At 71.2% G+C, this 16,079-nt stretch carries 15 protein-coding genes and 2 pseudogenes; 6 read left to right on the top strand and 11 right to left on the bottom strand.

Features of this window, described 5'->3' with window-relative positions; all coding sequences use genetic code 11:
• Positions 1 to 3 precede the first annotated feature (3 nt).
• Both ligD and QIT00_RS11385 read right to left on the bottom strand, forming a co-directional pair.
• The gene (gene ligD / locus QIT00_RS11390; protein ID WP_282535059.1) at positions 4 to 930 is read right to left on the bottom strand and encodes a non-homologous end-joining DNA ligase; all 927 of its coding nucleotides are present in this window, start codon (positions 928 to 930) and stop codon (positions 4 to 6) included.
• Positions 930 to 1,955, bottom strand: coding sequence for an SDR family oxidoreductase (locus QIT00_RS11385; protein ID WP_282535058.1), 1,026 nt, complete (start codon positions 1,953 to 1,955; stop codon positions 930 to 932). Before QIT00_RS11385 ends, ligD begins: the two co-directional genes overlap by 1 nt.
• A gap of 368 nt (positions 1,956 to 2,323) precedes the next feature.
• On the opposite strand from QIT00_RS11385, the gene QIT00_RS11380 reads away from it, so the two are divergent.
• On the top strand, positions 2,324 to 3,169 hold the full coding sequence (locus QIT00_RS11380; RefSeq protein ID WP_282535057.1) for a SigB/SigF/SigG family RNA polymerase sigma factor: 846 nt from the start codon (positions 2,324 to 2,326) through the stop codon (positions 3,167 to 3,169).
• Positions 3,170 to 3,414: 245 nt separating this feature from the next.
• Here QIT00_RS11380 and QIT00_RS11375 read toward each other — a convergent pair.
• Both QIT00_RS11375 and QIT00_RS38920 read right to left on the bottom strand, forming a co-directional pair.
• Positions 3,415 to 3,582: pseudogene (locus QIT00_RS11375) on the bottom strand (rhamnose ABC transporter substrate-binding protein); the annotation flags it as partial.
• Positions 3,572 to 3,986 (bottom strand): annotated as a pseudogene (locus tag QIT00_RS38920) (aminoglycoside phosphotransferase family protein); the annotation flags it as partial. The pseudogenes QIT00_RS11375 and QIT00_RS38920, both read right to left, overlap by 11 nt.
• A 284-nt stretch (positions 3,987 to 4,270) precedes the next feature.
• On the opposite strand from QIT00_RS38920, the gene QIT00_RS11365 reads away from it, so the two are divergent.
• Complete coding sequence (locus QIT00_RS11365; RefSeq protein WP_282535056.1) at positions 4,271 to 4,987, top strand: 2-phosphosulfolactate phosphatase; 717 nt, start codon at positions 4,271 to 4,273, stop codon at positions 4,985 to 4,987.
• A gap of 3 nt (positions 4,988 to 4,990) precedes the next feature.
• Here the strand turns inward: QIT00_RS11365 and QIT00_RS11360 are convergent, their stop codons facing one another.
• Both QIT00_RS11360 and QIT00_RS11355 read right to left on the bottom strand, forming a co-directional pair.
• Positions 4,991 to 6,115: an aromatic ring-hydroxylating oxygenase subunit alpha gene (locus QIT00_RS11360; protein WP_282535055.1), complete on the bottom strand. Its 1,125-nt coding sequence runs from the start codon at positions 6,113 to 6,115 to the stop codon at positions 4,991 to 4,993.
• A gap of 55 nt (positions 6,116 to 6,170) precedes the next feature.
• The gene (locus QIT00_RS11355; RefSeq protein ID WP_282535054.1) at positions 6,171 to 7,031 is read right to left on the bottom strand and encodes a bifunctional methylenetetrahydrofolate dehydrogenase/methenyltetrahydrofolate cyclohydrolase; all 861 of its coding nucleotides are present in this window, start codon (positions 7,029 to 7,031) and stop codon (positions 6,171 to 6,173) included.
• A gap of 306 nt (positions 7,032 to 7,337) precedes the next feature.
• Between QIT00_RS11355 and purU the strand changes: the two genes are divergently transcribed.
• Positions 7,338 to 8,210 carry a formyltetrahydrofolate deformylase gene (purU, locus tag QIT00_RS11350; RefSeq protein WP_282535053.1) on the top strand — a complete coding sequence of 291 codons (873 nt, stop codon included), beginning with the start codon at positions 7,338 to 7,340 and terminating at the stop codon, positions 8,208 to 8,210.
• A gap of 78 nt (positions 8,211 to 8,288) precedes the next feature.
• On the opposite strand, the gene QIT00_RS11345 is transcribed toward purU, so the two are convergent.
• The 4 genes from QIT00_RS11345 to QIT00_RS11330 all read right to left on the bottom strand — a co-directional run bounded on the left by QIT00_RS11345 (position 8,289) and on the right by QIT00_RS11330 (position 13,011).
• Positions 8,289 to 9,467, bottom strand: a complete 1,179-nt coding sequence (locus QIT00_RS11345) for an NAD(P)/FAD-dependent oxidoreductase (protein ID WP_282535052.1) — start codon at positions 9,465 to 9,467, stop codon at positions 8,289 to 8,291.
• A gap of 281 nt (positions 9,468 to 9,748) precedes the next feature.
• Positions 9,749 to 11,422, bottom strand: a complete 1,674-nt coding sequence (locus QIT00_RS11340; RefSeq protein WP_282535051.1) for a BCCT family transporter — start codon at positions 11,420 to 11,422, stop codon at positions 9,749 to 9,751.
• A gap of 332 nt (positions 11,423 to 11,754) precedes the next feature.
• Positions 11,755 to 12,030, bottom strand: coding sequence for a hypothetical protein (locus QIT00_RS11335; RefSeq protein ID WP_282535050.1), 276 nt, complete (start codon positions 12,028 to 12,030; stop codon positions 11,755 to 11,757).
• Positions 12,031 to 12,039: 9 nt separating this feature from the next.
• A complete protein-coding gene (locus QIT00_RS11330; RefSeq protein WP_282535049.1) occupies positions 12,040 to 13,011 on the bottom strand; it encodes a TerC family protein in 972 nt (323 codons plus the stop codon).
• A 211-nt stretch (positions 13,012 to 13,222) separates the two neighbouring features.
• Between QIT00_RS11330 and QIT00_RS11325 the strand changes: the two genes are divergently transcribed.
• Complete coding sequence (locus QIT00_RS11325) at positions 13,223 to 14,113, top strand: universal stress protein (protein ID WP_282535048.1); 891 nt, start codon at positions 13,223 to 13,225, stop codon at positions 14,111 to 14,113.
• A gap of 187 nt (positions 14,114 to 14,300) precedes the next feature.
• Here QIT00_RS11325 and QIT00_RS11320 read toward each other — a convergent pair whose 3' ends face one another.
• Positions 14,301 to 15,101 carry a VOC family protein gene (locus tag QIT00_RS11320; RefSeq protein ID WP_282535047.1) on the bottom strand — a complete coding sequence of 267 codons (801 nt, stop codon included), beginning with the start codon at positions 15,099 to 15,101 and terminating at the stop codon, positions 14,301 to 14,303.
• Between the two features lie 214 nt (positions 15,102 to 15,315).
• On the opposite strand from QIT00_RS11320, the gene QIT00_RS11315 reads away from it, so the two are divergent.
• Both QIT00_RS11315 and QIT00_RS11310 read left to right on the top strand, forming a co-directional pair.
• Positions 15,316 to 15,705, top strand: coding sequence for a hypothetical protein (locus tag QIT00_RS11315; RefSeq protein ID WP_282535046.1), 390 nt, complete (start codon positions 15,316 to 15,318; stop codon positions 15,703 to 15,705).
• Between the two features lie 139 nt (positions 15,706 to 15,844).
• Positions 15,845 to 16,045, top strand: coding sequence for a CsbD family protein (locus tag QIT00_RS11310; protein WP_282535045.1), 201 nt, complete (start codon positions 15,845 to 15,847; stop codon positions 16,043 to 16,045).
• The last annotated feature ends 34 nt before the right edge of the window (positions 16,046 to 16,079 follow it).

Raw genomic sequence — 16,079 nt, 5'->3', positions numbered from 1 at the left:
CGGTCACGAAGGTGGCCTGAGCGCGCGCAGACGCCGGCCCGCCTCCGTCAGGCCGTGGCGGTGGCGGGCGAGCCCCTCCCAGGGGTCGGTGTCGAGGCGGTCGCCGAGGTCGGTGACCGTCCAGCTGCGGGCCGTGAGACCCGGCGTGTCCAGCTCGTCCCAGGTCAGCGGTACGGCGACGGGGGCGCCGGGTTTCGCGCGTACCGCGTACGGCGCCACCGCGGTCTGGGCGTAGCCGTTGCGGCCGACGTCGAGGTAGAGGCGGCCCTCGCGGGCGTCCTTGTAGAACTCCGTCGTCAGCTCGTCCGGATGGCGCGCGGCCAGCGCGTCCGCCACGTCGCGGGCGAACGTCAGCACGGCGTCGACGTCCGCGCGCCGGTTCAGCGGCACGACGACGTGCAGGCCTCGGGAACCCGTCGTCATGAGGCCCGCGTGCAGGCCCAGTTCGTCGAGGAGTGCGCGCAGGTGGTGGGCGGCGCGGCGGACGGGCGCGAAGTCGTGGGCGGGCGGGTCCAGGTCGAAGACCAGACGGTCGGGGCTGCGGGGCTTGTCGGCCCGGCTGAGCCAGCGGTGCGGGGTGACGCACGCCTGCCCGGCGAGGTACGTGAGGGTCGCGGTGTCGTCGCAGAGGACATGCGTGACCTCGCCGCCCCCCTTGGGCACGGTCGCGCGGTGGATCCAGTCGGGGAAGTAGGCGGAGACCTCCTTCTGGAAGAAGCGGTCTGCCTCGATCCCGTCGGGCATCCGTTCCAGCATCAGCGGCCTGCCCCGCAGTTCCGGCAGCATCCGCGGCGCCACGCGGCGGTAGTGCCCGACCAGGTCGGCCTTGGTGATCCCGTCCTGCGGGAAGAGCTCCTTCCCGGCCCGCTTGACCTCGATCTCGCGGCGGCCGACCCGCAGGCGCCGGGTGCTCCTGGTGTCCCCGGCCATCAGCCGACCTTGCTGCCGGCCAGCGGCGAGGTCGGTCCGCCCGCGCCGTGGCGCAGTCCGTGCAGCAGCTCTTCGACCGTCTCGATCGCGGTATGCCGGGGTCGCCAGCCGAGCCGGTCGCGGGCCCGTCCGCAGTCCATCAGCGGCAGCCGCAGCACCGCGTCGAACAACTGCGGAGACGCCGGTACGAGATGCAGGCCCCAGGCCGCCGCGAGGGTGGAGCGCGCGGCCTGGGACGGCATCCGGACGAGACGGGCGTCGAACAGCTCGGCCAGGGTCTCCGCGTCGAGCGGCGGCTGCGCGGCGATGTTGAACGCGCCGCGCGCATCGGAGTGCAGGGCGAGCCGGTAGGCCTCGGCGGCGTCGTCCGTGTGCAGGGCCTGCACCCGTAGGCCGGGGATGTCCGGAAGCAGCGGCAGTCGTTCGGGGCGGGCCAGCGGGCCGGGGACGAAGCGGCCGGCGAACAGCCTGCGCTGCTGGCTCGCCGACTGCTCCTTGAAGAGGAACGCGGGCCGCATCCGCACGATCCGGGTCTCCGGGCGCTGCTGCTCCACCGCGTCAAGGACCCGTTCCAGATACGCCTTCTCACGGCAGTACGCGGCCTCCGGCCAGCCGTGCGTCGGCCAGGACTCGTCCACGGCGTGGTCCTTGGGTCCGGGTGAGTACGCGGCGACCGACGAGGCGTGCACCAGCGTCGGCACGCCCGCGGCCAGCACGGACCGGAAGAGGTGCAGGCTGCCGAGGACGTTGGTCCGCCAGGTCAGCGCGGGGTTGCGCGTGGGCTGGAAGCGCCAGGCGAGGTGGACGACCGCGTCCACGCCGTGCAGATGGTCGCCGAGTGCGTCCTCCGCGGCGAGGTCGACGGCCGCCCACTCTGTCTTCGGCGGCGACCAGTCCGGGACACGGCGTGCCATGCCGAGGACCGAGCCGACCCGGGGGTCTTCGGCGAGGGCCCCGACCAGGCTCGTCCCGACGTTGCCGGTGGCGCCCGTGACGGCGATCCGCAGGGCGCTTGCTGTGTTCATCGTCCCGTCCTCCCGTACTCCCGTTCCGTGGCCGGTGCACCCGCCGGGTTCCCGAACGAGCGCAGCGAACACGCGTGGGCCCGGTACGGGAGGCGTCCGTGAACATGCGTGTGCCGGTACGGGAGCCGTCCGCGAACACGCGTGGGCCGGTACGGGAGCCGTCCGCGAACACGCGTGGGCCGGTACGGGAGGCGTCTGGGAGCGCACGACTCGCGGTGCGGCGCGCGCGGAGGACAATGGCTAGGAGAGACGACCTGTGCTTCGGACGAGAGCGCGATCGGGAACGGCCGGCCGCCCCGGAGTCTCAGCCAAGTCCCCCGCGCCGTTCCTCGCGCTCCTCCGGCCGCAGCGTTGAGGAGCGGATTCTCATGCTCACCGACCGATCTGCCCAGGCAGGACGGCCTGGCACCCGGCGCACCCGCCGGCGCCGGCGGGTGCACGACGATGCCCCGGACACCTGCCAGGCCTTCACCCGCCTCCACGGCCTCGCCCCGGGGCCGGAGCAGGACGCGCTCTGCGAGGAGCTGTTCGAGGCCTGGCTCCCGATGGCCCACCGCATCGCCGGCCGCTACCACGGCAAGGGCGAGGCGCTCGAGGACCTCCAGCAGATCGCCGCTCTCGGCCTGCTCAAGGCCGTCAAGGGCTACGATCCGCGCCGCGGCCCCTTCGAGCCGTACGCCGTGCCCACGATCAGCGGCGAGATCCGCCGCCACTTCCGCGACCACACCTGGGACGTGCACGTGCCCCGCCGTATCCAGGATCTGCGCAACACGGTGCGCGTCGCGTACCGCGAACTGTCCCAGCGGCCCGGCAGCCCCGAGCCGACCATCCAGCAGCTGGCCCGGCACACCGGCCTCTCCGAGCAGGACGTCCAGGAGGGCCAGCAGGCCCTGAGCAGCTACAGCGCGCTCTCCCTCGACGCGGAACCCGAGCGTGAGGACGGCGTCTCCCTGGCCGACACCCTGGGCACACCCGACCCCTCGTACGACCTCGTGGTGGACCGGCTCGCGGCCGGGTCCAGCATCCGGCACCTCCCGCTCAGGGAGCGGACCATCCTCTATCTGCGGTTCTTCGAGGGCCAGACGCAGAGCCGCATCGCCGAGGAGATCGGCGTCTCCCAGATGCAGGTGTGCCGGATCCTCGCGCAGACCTGCTCCCGCGTACGGGAGGAGGTCGCGGGCGACGGGGACGAGCACCGTTGCGGCACCGATTGAGCGCGTTGCTCCCCTCCGCGACGACAGCACGACCCCCTGCTGATGGCCGTCTTCCACCACATCCTCACCATCGAGGTCCCCCTCCCCCGCCGACACGCTGCGCTTCGCGCAGCTGTGGAGGCTCGACCCGGAGCGCCGAACGCAGCCCGGCCTGAGCGACCTGCTGCGCCACACGTCCGCCCGCACCGACGGCTTCGGGCCGGTCGGTCGAGGTGGAAGGCCTCGCCCGGCGTCGAAGGGGGTGCTCAGAAGTCGTAGTCGTCGACGTTGTCCGCGTCGAACACCGTCGGCTTTCCGAGGTTGACCACACCGTCCTCGCCGATGGTGAACTCGCCCATGTCACCGGCCCGGTAGGTCTCCCCCGGCCTGCCGGAGATCTGCCCCGACTCCAGGGCCACGGCGGTGCGGTTCGCCGTGCAGGAGTTGCTCGGCGCCGCCCCGCTCGACGACGACGTCCGTCCGGTCTCGCAGGGTTTCGGCGAGCAGCTCCCGGTCCGTGTCGCCGAGTGCGGGAGTCCGGTCGCGGTCCGCCAGGAGGCGCCGGGCCGGCTCGACGCGTTCCGTGAAGTGCGGTGCGCGGACGTCGAGTCGGCGCATTCCCGCGTGCAGCCGGGTGAGCGCGTCGGCGTACGCGGCCGGTGTGATCTCGGGGCGCGGCACGGGTTCGTATTAGGTCCACAGGGTGGGGCAGGGCAGCAGTCGCAGGGTGAGCTTGTTCGAGTCGTGCAGTACGGTCGCGTCGTCGGCCTTCAGACCGAGTGACGCGGCGACCGCGGGTGGCCGCCGCCACCGCACGGGAGACGTCCGAGGCCCGCATCGTCGCCCGGCCCCTCCCCTCCCCCTCAGCCGTTCTCCTCCAGGAGCACGCGTCACGTTCAGCCGAGTCGAGGATGACCTCGCTGACGCGTTGCCCGGAACGTACCCACCTGTCGAGCCGTTGTGCCACGCGCCTGTCGGCGCCGAGTGTCCGGGCTGCGGTCAGCGAGACCCTGACCGGGAGGAGCTGATGCCGCACCTCAGGCTCGCCTTGTCCCTCATGTGTTGATGTGGGGCCCGCCACTGTGCGGGCGGTCGGGCTCCGGCATGCGCGATCATGACCCGATGGACGCCCGCTTCCTTGCCATCGACGAGTTGACCGCACCCCCGTCCATCGCGGTCGTGGTCGACGTCATGCGTGCCTGCACGGTGGCCGCCTGGGCCTTCGCGCAGGGGGCGGAGAAGATCGTGCTCGCCGCGTCCCTCGACGAGGCCCTGGCGCTCAAGGCCCGGCACCCGGACTGGGTGGCGCTCAAGGACGGTCCGGCCGCGCCGGGGTTCGACGCCGTCAACTCGCCGGGCCTGCTGCGCTCGACCGACCTCGGCGGACGGACTGTGGTGCAGAAGACGACGGCGGGGACGGTCGGCGCTCTCGCGGTCAAGGAGGCGTCGCTTGTGCTGTGCGCCGGCTTCGTGGTGGCGGAGGCGACGGCCCGGATCCTGCGCGCCCGGGGCTGCGACGAGGTCACGTTCGTGGTCACCGGTGAGGGCGGGCGGGCCGACGAGGACCTGGCGTGCGCGCGGTACATTGCCGGGCGGGCCGACGAGACGGTGACGGACGCGGCTCCGTTCCTCCGCCGCGCCGCCACGTCCCGCACCGCCACGGAGTTGACGGAGGGGGTACGGCAAGGGGCCCACCCCGACGATGTCGCGCTCTGCCTCGAACTCGACCGGTTCCCCTTCGCCCTGGTGGCGGCCCAGGAGGACTCGCTGATGGTCCTCCGGGCCGCGGACTCCGCCTCCGTACACCCGGTACACCCGGTACACCCGGTACACCCGTAGCCGCTACTGTCCGGCGACGCGTTCCTGGACCCACTCGTGGAACTCGCCGATGTGGTGCTCACTGGGCACCAGGACGCCGCCCTTGGCGTACATACGGGAGCTCATCGCAGGCTGGCAGCGTTCGCAGGCGTCAAAGTCCTGGCGGTTGACGCGGTCGAACAGCTCCACGGAACGGCTGACGTCCTTGCCGCTCTCCAGGACGTGCGGCAGGTAGAGCCAGTCGCACTCCACGACGGTCCGGTCCGCGGCCACGGGGTACATCCGGTGGAAGATCACGTGGTCGGGCACCAGGTTGATGAACACCTGCGGCCGCACGGTGATCGCGTAGTACCGCCGGTCCTGGTCATCGGAGACCCCGGGGATGCGGTCCAGGCCCTCGGAGCCGTCGACGGTGAAGCCCTTGACGTCGTCGCCGAACTCCGCGCCGTGTCCCACGAAGTACTGCGCGGCGAAGCCGTCGGCGAACTCCGGCAGCACCTCGGTGAGTTCGGGGTGGATCGTCGCGCAGTGGTAGCACTCCATGAAGTTCTCGATGATCAGCTTCCAGTTCGCCTTGACGTCGTAGACGATCCGCTCGCCGACCTCCAGGTTCTCGATGTCGTACCCGCCGATGGACTCGGCGTCCCCCAGGCGCGCCACCACGTCCTGGATCACCGACGCCTCGAACGACGGCGGGTCCTCGGCCAGGCACACCCACACATAGCCGAGCCACTCCCGCACCGACACCTTCGCCAGGCCGTAGTCGGTGCGGCCCACGTCCGGCATCCTCGTCAGGTTCGGCGCCGCGACGAGCTTGCCCTCGAAGTCGTACGTCCAGGCGTGGTACGGGCACTGGAACGAGCGCCGCACCTCACCCGACTCCTCGGTGCACAGCTTCGCGCCCCGGTGCCGGCACACGTTGAAGAAGGCGCGTACGGAGTTGTCCCGGGACCGGGTCAGCAGCACGCTCTCGCGTCCGACGTCCACGGTCTTGTACGCGCCGGGCCTGCCCAGGTCCGAGGAGCGGGCGGCGCAGAACCACATCGTCTCGAAGATGCGCTCCTGCTCGAGCCGGAAGATCTCCGGGTCCGTGTAGTGCTCGCCGGGGAGAGTCGGGATCAGGCTCTCCGGAAGTCCGGCACTGGTCATCGTTCACCTCAAAGGCGCAGCTTGGACGGGCGGTTGAGAAGTTCTCTGCGAGGACTCAGGCAGCGAGTCCGGCGGCGTGTTCGGCCGCCTCCACGACGTTGGCGAGCAGCATCGCGCGGGTCATGGGGCCGACGCCGCCGGGCATCGGCGCGACCCAGTCGGCCACCGTGGCGACGTCCGGGTGCACGTCGCCGAGCAGCCCTTCGTCGGTGCGGGTGATGCCGACGTCCAGGACCGCGGCGCCGGGCCTGACCATCTCGGGGGTGATCAGACCGGGAGAACCGGCCGCCGCGACGACGACGTCTGCCTCGCGCACGTGCTGGGCGAGGGCCTTGGTCCCCGTGTGGCACAGCGTCACCGTCGCGTTCTCCGACCTGCGGGTCAGCAGCAGTCCGATGGGCCGTCCCACGGTGACGCCACGGCCGATCACGCAGACGCGCGCGCCGGCGAGGGCGACGTCGTGGCGCCGGAGCAGTTCGACGATGCCCCTCGGCGTGCAGGGCAGCGGACCGTCGACGCCCAGGACGAGCCGGCCCAGGTTCACCGGGTGGAGGCCGTCCGCGTCCTTCGCCGGGTCCATCCGCTCCAGGACGGCATTGGCGTCGAGCCCGCGCGGCAGGGGCAGTTGGACGATGTAGCCGGTGCACGACGGGTCGGCGTTGAGCTCGTCGACGACCTGCTCCACCTGCGCCTGGGTGGCGTCGGCGGGGAGCTCCCGGCGGATCGAGGCGATGCCGACCTGTGCGCAGTCGCGGTGCTTGCCGCCCACGTACGCGCGACTGCCGGGGTCGTCGCCGACCAGCACCGTGCCGAGTCCGGGTACGACGCCGCGCTCGGCCAAGGCGGCGACGCGCCCGGCGAGTTCGGCGCGGATGGCGGCCGCGGTGGCACGGCCGTCCAGGATGTTCGCGCTCATGTGGGGTCACCTTTCCTGTCACCAAGGAGGGTGTTGCAGAAACTGGTGCTGCTTGTTGCTTAATACGCACTACACATCGAGTTACGCAACAAACAGTGCAGCGACCCCATGGCTGTGTCAAGGGCGTGGACTCGATGACCAGGGACGCGTTCCGCAGAGCCAATGCCGGTGGAGGAAAGGGTAGCTCGGCACGTGAGCTCCTTGCGGGCCAAGGTTGGCGAAGGCTCTTGACCGCGACACCGCAGGGCCGTGAGCATGTTGCGTATGAAACACGGCGTTGCGCATTACGCATCTTAGGAGGCCCCTGTGTCCCTGCGCCCGAACCCCGGCGGCGAGTACGTCCTGACCCTCTCGTGCCCCGATCGGGCCGGACTCGTCCACGCTGTCACCGGCTTCCTCGTCCAGCACTCGGGGAACATCCAGGAGAGCCAGCAGTTCGACGACCGGCAACAGGACCGCTTCTTCATGCGCGTCCACTTCGACGTCTCGGATCCGCGCACGTCACTGGAGCGGCTGCGCTCCGGCTTCGGCCCGGTGGCCGAGGCGTACGGGATCTCCTGGCAGTTGCACTCCACTGCGACGCCGACGCGCACACTGATCATGGTGTCGAAGTTCGGCCACTGCCTGAACGACCTGCTCTTCCGGCAGAGCACCGGCGCGCTCAACATCGAGGTGCCGGCGATCGTCTCCAACCACCGGGACTTCGAACCCCTCGCGCAGAGCTACGGGATCCCGTTCCACCACATCCCGGTGACGCGCGAGACCAAGGCGGACGCCGAGGCACAACTCCTCGCACTTGTCGGCGAGTTGGAGATCGACCTGGTGGTCCTGGCCCGCTACATGCAGATCCTGTCGAACGACCTCTGCAAGCAGTTGGAGGGGCGGGCGATCAACATCCACCACTCGTTCCTGCCGAGCTTCAAGGGCGCACGGCCGTACGTCCAGGCCCACGACCGCGGCGTCAAGCTCATCGGGGCCACCGCGCACTACGTCACGCCCGACCTCGACGAGGGCCCCATCATCGAGCAGGACGTGACCCGCGTGAACCACGCGCAGAACTCCGCGGCCCTGGTCGCGCTCGGCAGGGACGTCGAAGCCCAGGTCCTCGCCCGCGCCGTGAAGTGGCACAGCCAGAGCCGCGTCATGATCAACGACAACCGCACCGTGGTCTTCCGCTGACCGCGCCCCGTCACACGTCGATACCCCCGCGCGTCGGCAGCGGGGGTATCGACGTGCGACGGGGCGCCGCCGCCGTGCTCACACCAGCCCGGCTCCCGCGACCGCGGTGGCGAGCTGTCGCCGCCAACGGGTGAACTGCTTGGCCCGGTTCACCCCGAGGACCGCGACGGGTGCGCCCGCCCGCCGGTAGACCGCGAGGAAGCTGCGGTCGTCGGGGCTGCCGTCCTCGATCGCCACGCTGTCGGCGTGCGCGCCGTGCCCGGCGAACTGGATCCGCACGCCGTACTGGTCGGACCAGAAGTAGGGCGGGCGCGGCGGGGCGATGGACGCCGTGCCTCCGGAGAGCAGCGCGGCCACGGCGGCGGCCGGTCGCTCGTTGGCGCCGGTCCAGTGCTCGATCCGGCGGTGCGCGCCGAGGGCCGGCTCGTACCAGGCCGCGCAGTCCCCGACCGCGACGACCTCCGGGACGTTGGTCGTGCCGTCGGCGCCGCAGAGCACGCCGTTCCAGAGTTCCACGCCCGAGCCGACGAGCCAGTCGGTGCCGGGAGTCGCCCCGATACCGGCGACGACGATGTCGGCCGGGATACTGCGGCCGTCCTCCAGGAGGACCGCGTCCACCCGCTCGCCACCGGTCACGCCGCGCACCCCGGTGCCGCACAGCACGCGCACCCCGTGGTCGCCGTGCACACCGACGAGGGCTTCCGCCATGGCCGGTCCGAGCGGGCCTGCCAGGGGCGCGGGACCGGACACGACGTACGTGACGTCGAGCCCCAACTGCCGTGCGGTGGAGGCCACTTCGGCCCCGACAAAGCCACCGCCGACGACCACGAGCCGACCACCCCGCGCCAGGTCGTCGCGCAGCGCCCGGGCGTCTTCGAGGGTGCGCAGGACGTGCACGCCCGCGAGGCCCTCGCCGCCGGGAAGCCTGCGTGCGGACGAGCCGGTGGCCAGGACCACGCCGTCGGCCCGCACGCCGCGCCCGTCGGCGAGCCGGACCGTACGCCCGCCGAGGTCGAGGCCGTCCGCACGGGTGCCGAGGATCCACTCGATGCCGAGGTCCTCGTCGTCCGACTCCAGGGAGAGGTCGGCCTCGTCCATCGAGCCCTTGAGGAACTCCTTCGACAGCGGCGGGCGGTCGTAGGGGCGGTGGGTCTCGTCCCCGATGAGGACGAGGCGCCTGTCGTAGCCCTGGGCGCGCAGGGCGCGGGCGGCGGAGAGTCCGGCGAGCGAGGCGCCGACGACGGCCACGGTGTTCATGCGGAACCTCCGGCAGGTGTGCGCGGGTGGCGGGTTCAACCATGCAGGTTGTTGCACTGGTTGTGGCACTGGTTGTTGCACATTGAGAAACGCTGTGCACTTTACGCAACAAGTCTGGAGGCGGCTCCACCCCGTGTCAAGGCAGATCGGGGCACCCGGAGCGACCCCGTGCGGGCGTACGCGGAAGTCCCTGGTGAGCGGAGGGGCGGAACGACGGTCGAGCCCGAACTCCCCGCTGGTGGCGGGGTGTTCGGGCTCGACCGTCCGTTGCGGCCGGGCGCTCAGTCGTCCGTGCGGGAGCCCGCCAGGACCCCGGTCGCGACAGGGGCGGGCTGCTCGCCGGGCTTGTCGTCGGCCTTGTCGTCGGGCTTGTCGTCGGCCTTGTCGTCGGGCTGCTCGTCGCCCTCCTCCACTCCCGCCGGTTCCGGGGACCGCTCGCGGCGCGGCTCGGCACGCAGGGCCTTCACCAGCGAGACGCACATGCCGATCATCACGAACAGGAACGGGAAGGCCGCGATGACAGCCACCTGTTTGACCGCCTCAAGGCCGCCCGCGAGCAGCAGGACCGCGGCGACCAGGCCGGTCAGCGCGCCCCAGAGGATCACGACGACCCGGCTGGGGTTCGCGCTGCCCCGGCAGGAGAGCGTCGCGAGCACCAGGGACGCGGCGTCCGCCCCGCTGACGAAGAACAGGCCGACCAGGATGATCACGGCCACGGAAGTGACCGGGAACCAGGGCAGGTTGGCGAGCGTGGCGAACAGGCCCGCCTCCTCCCCCGTGGCGACGGCCTCGGACAGTCGGGCGCCGTGCAACTCCTGGTTCATCGCCGTACCGCCGAGGACCGCGAACCACACGACGCTCACCAGGCTCGGCGCGAGGATCACTCCGAAGATGAACTGCCGGATCGTGCGGCCGCGCGAGATGCGGGCGATGAACATGCCCACGAACGGCGTCCACGAGATCCACCACGCCCAGTAGAAGACGGTCCAGCCCGAGAGCCATTCGCCGCCGCCGAAGGCTCCCGTCCTGAAGCTCATCTCCGGGAGCGAGGCCAGATAGCCACCGAGCGCCTCGGTCTGGCTGTTGAGGATGAACACCGTGGGACCCGCGACGAAGACGAACGCGAGGAGGACACCGGCGAGCACCATGTTGCCGTTGCTGAGCCACTGGATGCCGCGGTGCACGCCGGACAGCGCGGAGAGCACGAACAGCACGGTCAGCACGGCGATGATCGAGACGGCGAGGGCGGTGGAACTCCGGATGCCCCAGACCGCGTCGAGCCCGCTGTTGATCTGCATCGCCCCCAGGCCGAGGGACACGGCGGAGCCGAAGAGCGTGGCGAAGATCGCGAGGATGTCGATCGACTTGCCCACGGGCCCGTCCACCCGGTCACCGATCAGCGGCCGGAAGGCGCAGCTGATCAGGTTGCTGCCGCCCTTGCGGAATCCGAAGTACGCGAGCACGAGCCCCGCGACCCCGTACAGCGCCCACGGGTGGATCGCCCAGTGGAAGTACGAGTACTCCAGGGCCACTCGGGCCGCCTGCCGCGTGCCCGCCTCGGCGGTGCCGGGCGGCGGGCTGGAGACGTGCATGACCGGTTCGCTCGCCCCGTAGAACATCAGGCCGATGCCCATGCCGGCGCTGAACATCATCGCGACCCAGGAGGCGGTACGGAACTCCGGTCGTTCGTGGTCCTTTCCGAGCCGGATGTCGCCGAACCGGCTCAGGGCCAGAGAGACGGCGAGGAGGACGAATCCGGCGATGGCCAGGACGAAGAGCCAGCCGAAGTTCTCGATGATCCGGCCCAGGGTCGCGTCCGCGACGCGGGCGAGGTTGTCGGTGAAGAAGACCCCCCAGGCCACGAACAGGGCCGCCAGCGTCACGGACAGATAGAGGACCGCGGGGTCCGACCGCGCCCCGACCGCACTCTTCTTCTCCGTCGTCGCGTTGCTCATCCGAAGCCTTCCGGGAGGGGTGCCGGGGTCTCTCGAAGCGCATCTCAAATTGCGTTACACGCAACAGTGCGCTTAATGCGCAACACAGTCGCGTCCGGCTTCCAGCGCGTCAACCCCTCGCGCACGCCTCGTTCGCATCGGACGGCAAGCACCGCCGCCAGAGCCCGAGTCAGTCGGAACAGCAGGCGCGGGCCGCCTCGCAGCCCCCCGCCTCGGCCGCGTGGGCATGCCCGGGACGAGCCCCGGCTCCGGCGGACGGCGCGCAGCAGCCCTGCGTCGCCGCGTCGGGGCAGGTCCTGTCGTGCTCGACGGCGACGACCGCCTGGCGCGGGTCAGCCGTTCTTCTGCGGCTCACCCCGTTCCCCGCGCGCCGCCTGCTCCGCGCGCATCGCCTGCTGCGCCTGCTGCGCCTGCTGCGTGAGTTCCGCGTGCTCGTGCGGCTCCAAGTACTCGGGGCAGTCGGGGTTGTGGCAGGGACCCGCCGCCCAGACGGGTACGTAGGCGCCGAGAGTCTTGTGGCGCCTCTTGACGATCAAGTCCACGTGCTGCTTGCAGACCGGGCACAGCAGTTCGCCCTGCGGACCCGTCTCATGCTGTTCTTTACCCATTTTTTAATGTTAGTCCGAATCGCCGGAATCTGGGGCCCGTGCGGGCGGTCGGCGGATGCTGAGGACGATGGACACGGCCAGGACGACGACGATGACCGCGAGGCTCACCGGGGACGGAATCTCCGGGATGGCCGGGCTGATCAGCTTGTGCGAGGCCTGAAGGATCAGTTTGACGCCGATGAAGGACAGGATGATCGCGAGCCCGGTGTTGAGGTAGTGGAAGCGGTCGAGCAGGCCCGAGAGCAGGAAGTACAGCGCGCGCAGGCCGAGGATCGCGAAGGCGTTGCTGGTGTAGACGATGAACGCGTCGTCGCTGACGGCGAGAACCGCCGGGACGCTGTCGACGGCGAAGATCAGGTCGGCCGCCTCGATGGCCGCGATCACCGCGAGCAGCGGTGTGGCCACACGTTTACCGGCCTCTTTCACGAAGAACTTCGCACCGGCGTACTCGTCGCTTACGGGGACGATCTTCCGCAGGGCGCGGACCGCGAAGCTGCGGCCGGGATCGAACTCCTCTTCCTCCCTGAGCAGCTTGTACGTGCTGTAGAAGAGGACGGCGGCGAACGCGTAGAGCACGGCGGTGAACCTGCTGACCACGGCCACGCCGAGGGAGAGGAACACGGCGCGGAACACGAGCGCGCCCATGACGCCGAAGAACAGGACGCGGTGCTGGTAGGCGCGGGGCACCTTGAAGTAGGCGAAGATCACGGCGAAGACGAACAGGTTGTCCACCGACAGGCTCTTCTCGAGCAGCCAGGCGGTCGTGTACTCGGTCCCCGCCGTCGTACCGAGTACGAGGAAGACGATGCCGCCGAAGATCAGCGCGAGGCCGACCCAGAGTCCGCTCCAGGCGGCGGCTTCCTTGAATCCGATGACATGTGCGCTGCGGTGGGCCAGCAGATCGACCGCCAACGACACCACCACGGTCGCGGCGAACGCACCCCATAGCCAGAGCGGGACTTCGAGCACACCGGCCACCATCCCCGGAGCCGACGGCGCGCCGGCCCTTTACAACAGTCTGCGGCACACCGCCCCTTCCGGCGCGGCCGGACGCCATGGAGGGAGCGGCGGGCGTGCTCGCGTGCGGGGCCGGGCGCGATCGGGTGCGGGGGCCGGGCGCGCTCGGGTGCGCGGGCCCACCGCTCGTACGAAGCTGGGAAGAGGGCACGTACGGCGGTGAAGGAGAGGCGTGGTGAGCTCCGCTCCGGTGGTGGTCGGGGTCGACGGCTCCGCGTCGGCGTGGGCCGCGGTGGAAGCGGCGGCCCGGGAGGCGCTCCTGCGGGACACGGAGCTGCGGGTCGTGCACGCCTTCCTGTGGCCCGCGATGCACGTACCGCCCGGCCCGTCGGTCCTCGGCCCGCCCAGCGGCGGCGTCCAGGAATCGGTCGAGGCGCTCCTGGCCGAGGCCACAGTCCGGGCCCGGCGCGCGGCTCCCGGGGTGGTGACGCGGCACGCGGTGATCGCCGGTGCGGCGGTGGGCACCCTGGAGGCGGAGTCGCGCACGGCCCAGCTGGTGGTGCTTGGCCACCGGGGCACGGGCGGCTTCGCCCAACTGCTGCTCGGGTCGACGGCCGTCCAGCTGGCCGCGCACGCCCACTGCCCGGTCCTTGTCGTACGCGGCACGGAGGTGCGGGACGGTCCGGTGCTCGTGGCCGTGGACGGTTCGCCGCAGGGGCGCGGGGCGCTGTCCTTCGCGTTCGCCGAGGCCTCGCTGCGGGGCGCCGGGCTTGAGGCGCTGCACGCGTGGACCACCTGGAGCGACCACGGTGAGATGGTGCCGGGCAGCCCGGTGGACGTGCTCGAAGTGCTCGGTGACATCGACGAGTTGCGGGCGACGGAGGAACGGCTGCTCGCCGAGGCGCTCGCCGGGCTCCGCGGGCACTACCCGGACGTGGCCGTGCGCCCGAGCCTGGTCCGGGGCCGTACGCGACCCGTGCTGATCGAGGCGAGCGGCCGGGCCCAGCTGGTCGTGGTCGGCGCTCGCGGACACGGCGGGTTCACCGGACTGCTGCTCGGCTCGGTCAGCCAGGCACTCCTCCACCACGCGCACTGCCCGGTGGCCGTCGTGCGCTCGGGTTTGTGACTACCTCAACTGCCTTACGGCGCGGGGCCGTTCCGTGGTCGGTGGCATCGCGGCGCAGGGAGTGGCGAAGTTCTTCCAGGGCATTCGAGAAGCGGCTCGGCGTAGGCGTCGCACCCGGCCCATGCCCCGGAGCGACCTCGTGCCCGGCTCCCAACTCCCTTGCTGGTAAGCGCTGTCGGGAGGGGCCTCAGTCGGCGTCCGTCGCCTGGTCCAGGGTGAACAGGGCGCCGTCGGGGTCCCGCACGGTCACCTGCCGGGTGGGGCCGTCGACCCAGTCCGCGTCGGGGAGCGTGCTGCCGCCGTGCTCCAGGGCGCGGGACACCGCCTCGTCCAGGTCCTCGACCCTGAAGTGGACCAGCCAGCGGGGCCGGAGCTGCGGTTTCGGCGCCGCCTGTTCCACGGGGCCGCTGTTCATGCGGGCGACCGGGCGCCCCTGCCGCCGGAGCACCACCTGGTCCTCCTCGTACGAGGTGGCGCAGCTGCTGTCGCCGTCGCCCTCGCCCCAGCCGAGGACCTCTCCGTAGAAGATCGCCGAGTCGAAGGCGTTGCGGGCGTGGAGTTCGATCCAGGCGGGCGAGCGCTCCGCGCCGATGGTCCACTCGGACAGGACGTCCCCGTCCCAGATGCCGAAGACGGCGCCCTCCCGGTCGGTCACCAGGGCCGCCCGCCCGCCGGCGGGGTAGGTGACCGGCCCCACGCCGACCGTGCCTCCGCGCTCGCGCACCCGCGCGACCGCGGCGTCGGCCTCGTCGACGGCGAAGTACGGCGTCCACACCACCGGTACGGCGAACTCCCCGGCCACCGCGCCGATCCCGGCCACCGGAACGCCTTCGTCCTCCGCCAGCGAGAAGGCCCGGCCGAACATGCCCCCTTGCCGGAACGTCCAGCCGAGCACCGCACCGTAGAAGCGCTCCGCGGCCTCGCGGTCACGTGCCACGAGGCTCAACCAGCACGGGGCGCCGATCACATCCGCTGCCACCAGAACCACGGAATCCTCCGTTCCACCGCGACAGAGGGCGGGAGAGAGCAGGGAAGAGGGAAGGTGAAGAGAGGGAAGAGAAGAAAAGAGAGAAGAAAGGAGAAGAGGTAGGAAACGGAACTAATCCAGCGTATGGGAAGTATCCGCTCGGAACGACCCGAGTGTCACGGCGCGGAATATCCTGGTCATGCGGGCGGAACGCCGAGCGGAGGGTGTGACGGCCATGGCGCGGTTGGTGGTCCGGAAGGGCGAGCTGATCGTCCGGCTGTCCTGGTGGGAGAAGCTCGCGGCGCGCCGCGGCGACGTCCACGTACCGCTCGGGGCGGTCGAGCAGGTTACGGCGGACCCTTCCTGGTGGCGGGTGCTGCGCGGCACGCAGGGCCGGGGGACGTGGATCCCCGACGCGCTCTGCATCGGCGTACGGGACGTGTCCGGCACCAAGGACTTCGTCGCGCTCCGCCCCCGGTCGGGGCCGGTGATCTGTGTCGACCTGCACGCGGCGGCCGCCCCGTTCGCCCGGGTCGCCGTGACCGATCCGGTCCCGGACGCGACGGCGGCCACCGTTCGGACCGCCGCCGCCCGCTTCCTGCGGGGCTCGCAGGGCGGTCACTGAGCGAGCCCGCGCCCCGCGCGCCGAACCGCCCACCACGGACAGTGACTTCCTGAAGTGTGCGATCGGCCGACCCGTCCTACGTTGGATCCGCAAGCTTCCGACGAACATCCCGGACTCTGTTTCCGGACGAGGAGGAACCATGGCCGACAAGGGCGGCATGGACAAGGCAAAGGGCAAGGCCAAGGAAGTAGCCGGCAAGGTCACCGGCGACCGCAAGCAGGAATTCGAGGGCAAGGCCGATCAGGCCCGCGGCGAGGCGAAGAAGGTCCGCGGAAAGGCCGAGGAGCGTGCCCGCAAGGCGCGCGGCTCCATGCCGGAGGGTCCGAAGGACCCGATGTGACCTGAGGTCCCGGAGGGTCCGAAGGACCCGATGT

Source organism: Streptomyces luteolus (assembly GCF_029968015.1).
GTDB lineage: Bacteria > Actinomycetota > Actinomycetes > Streptomycetales > Streptomycetaceae > Streptomyces > Streptomyces luteolus.
This window is presented reverse-complemented; position numbering and strand designations above follow the sequence as displayed.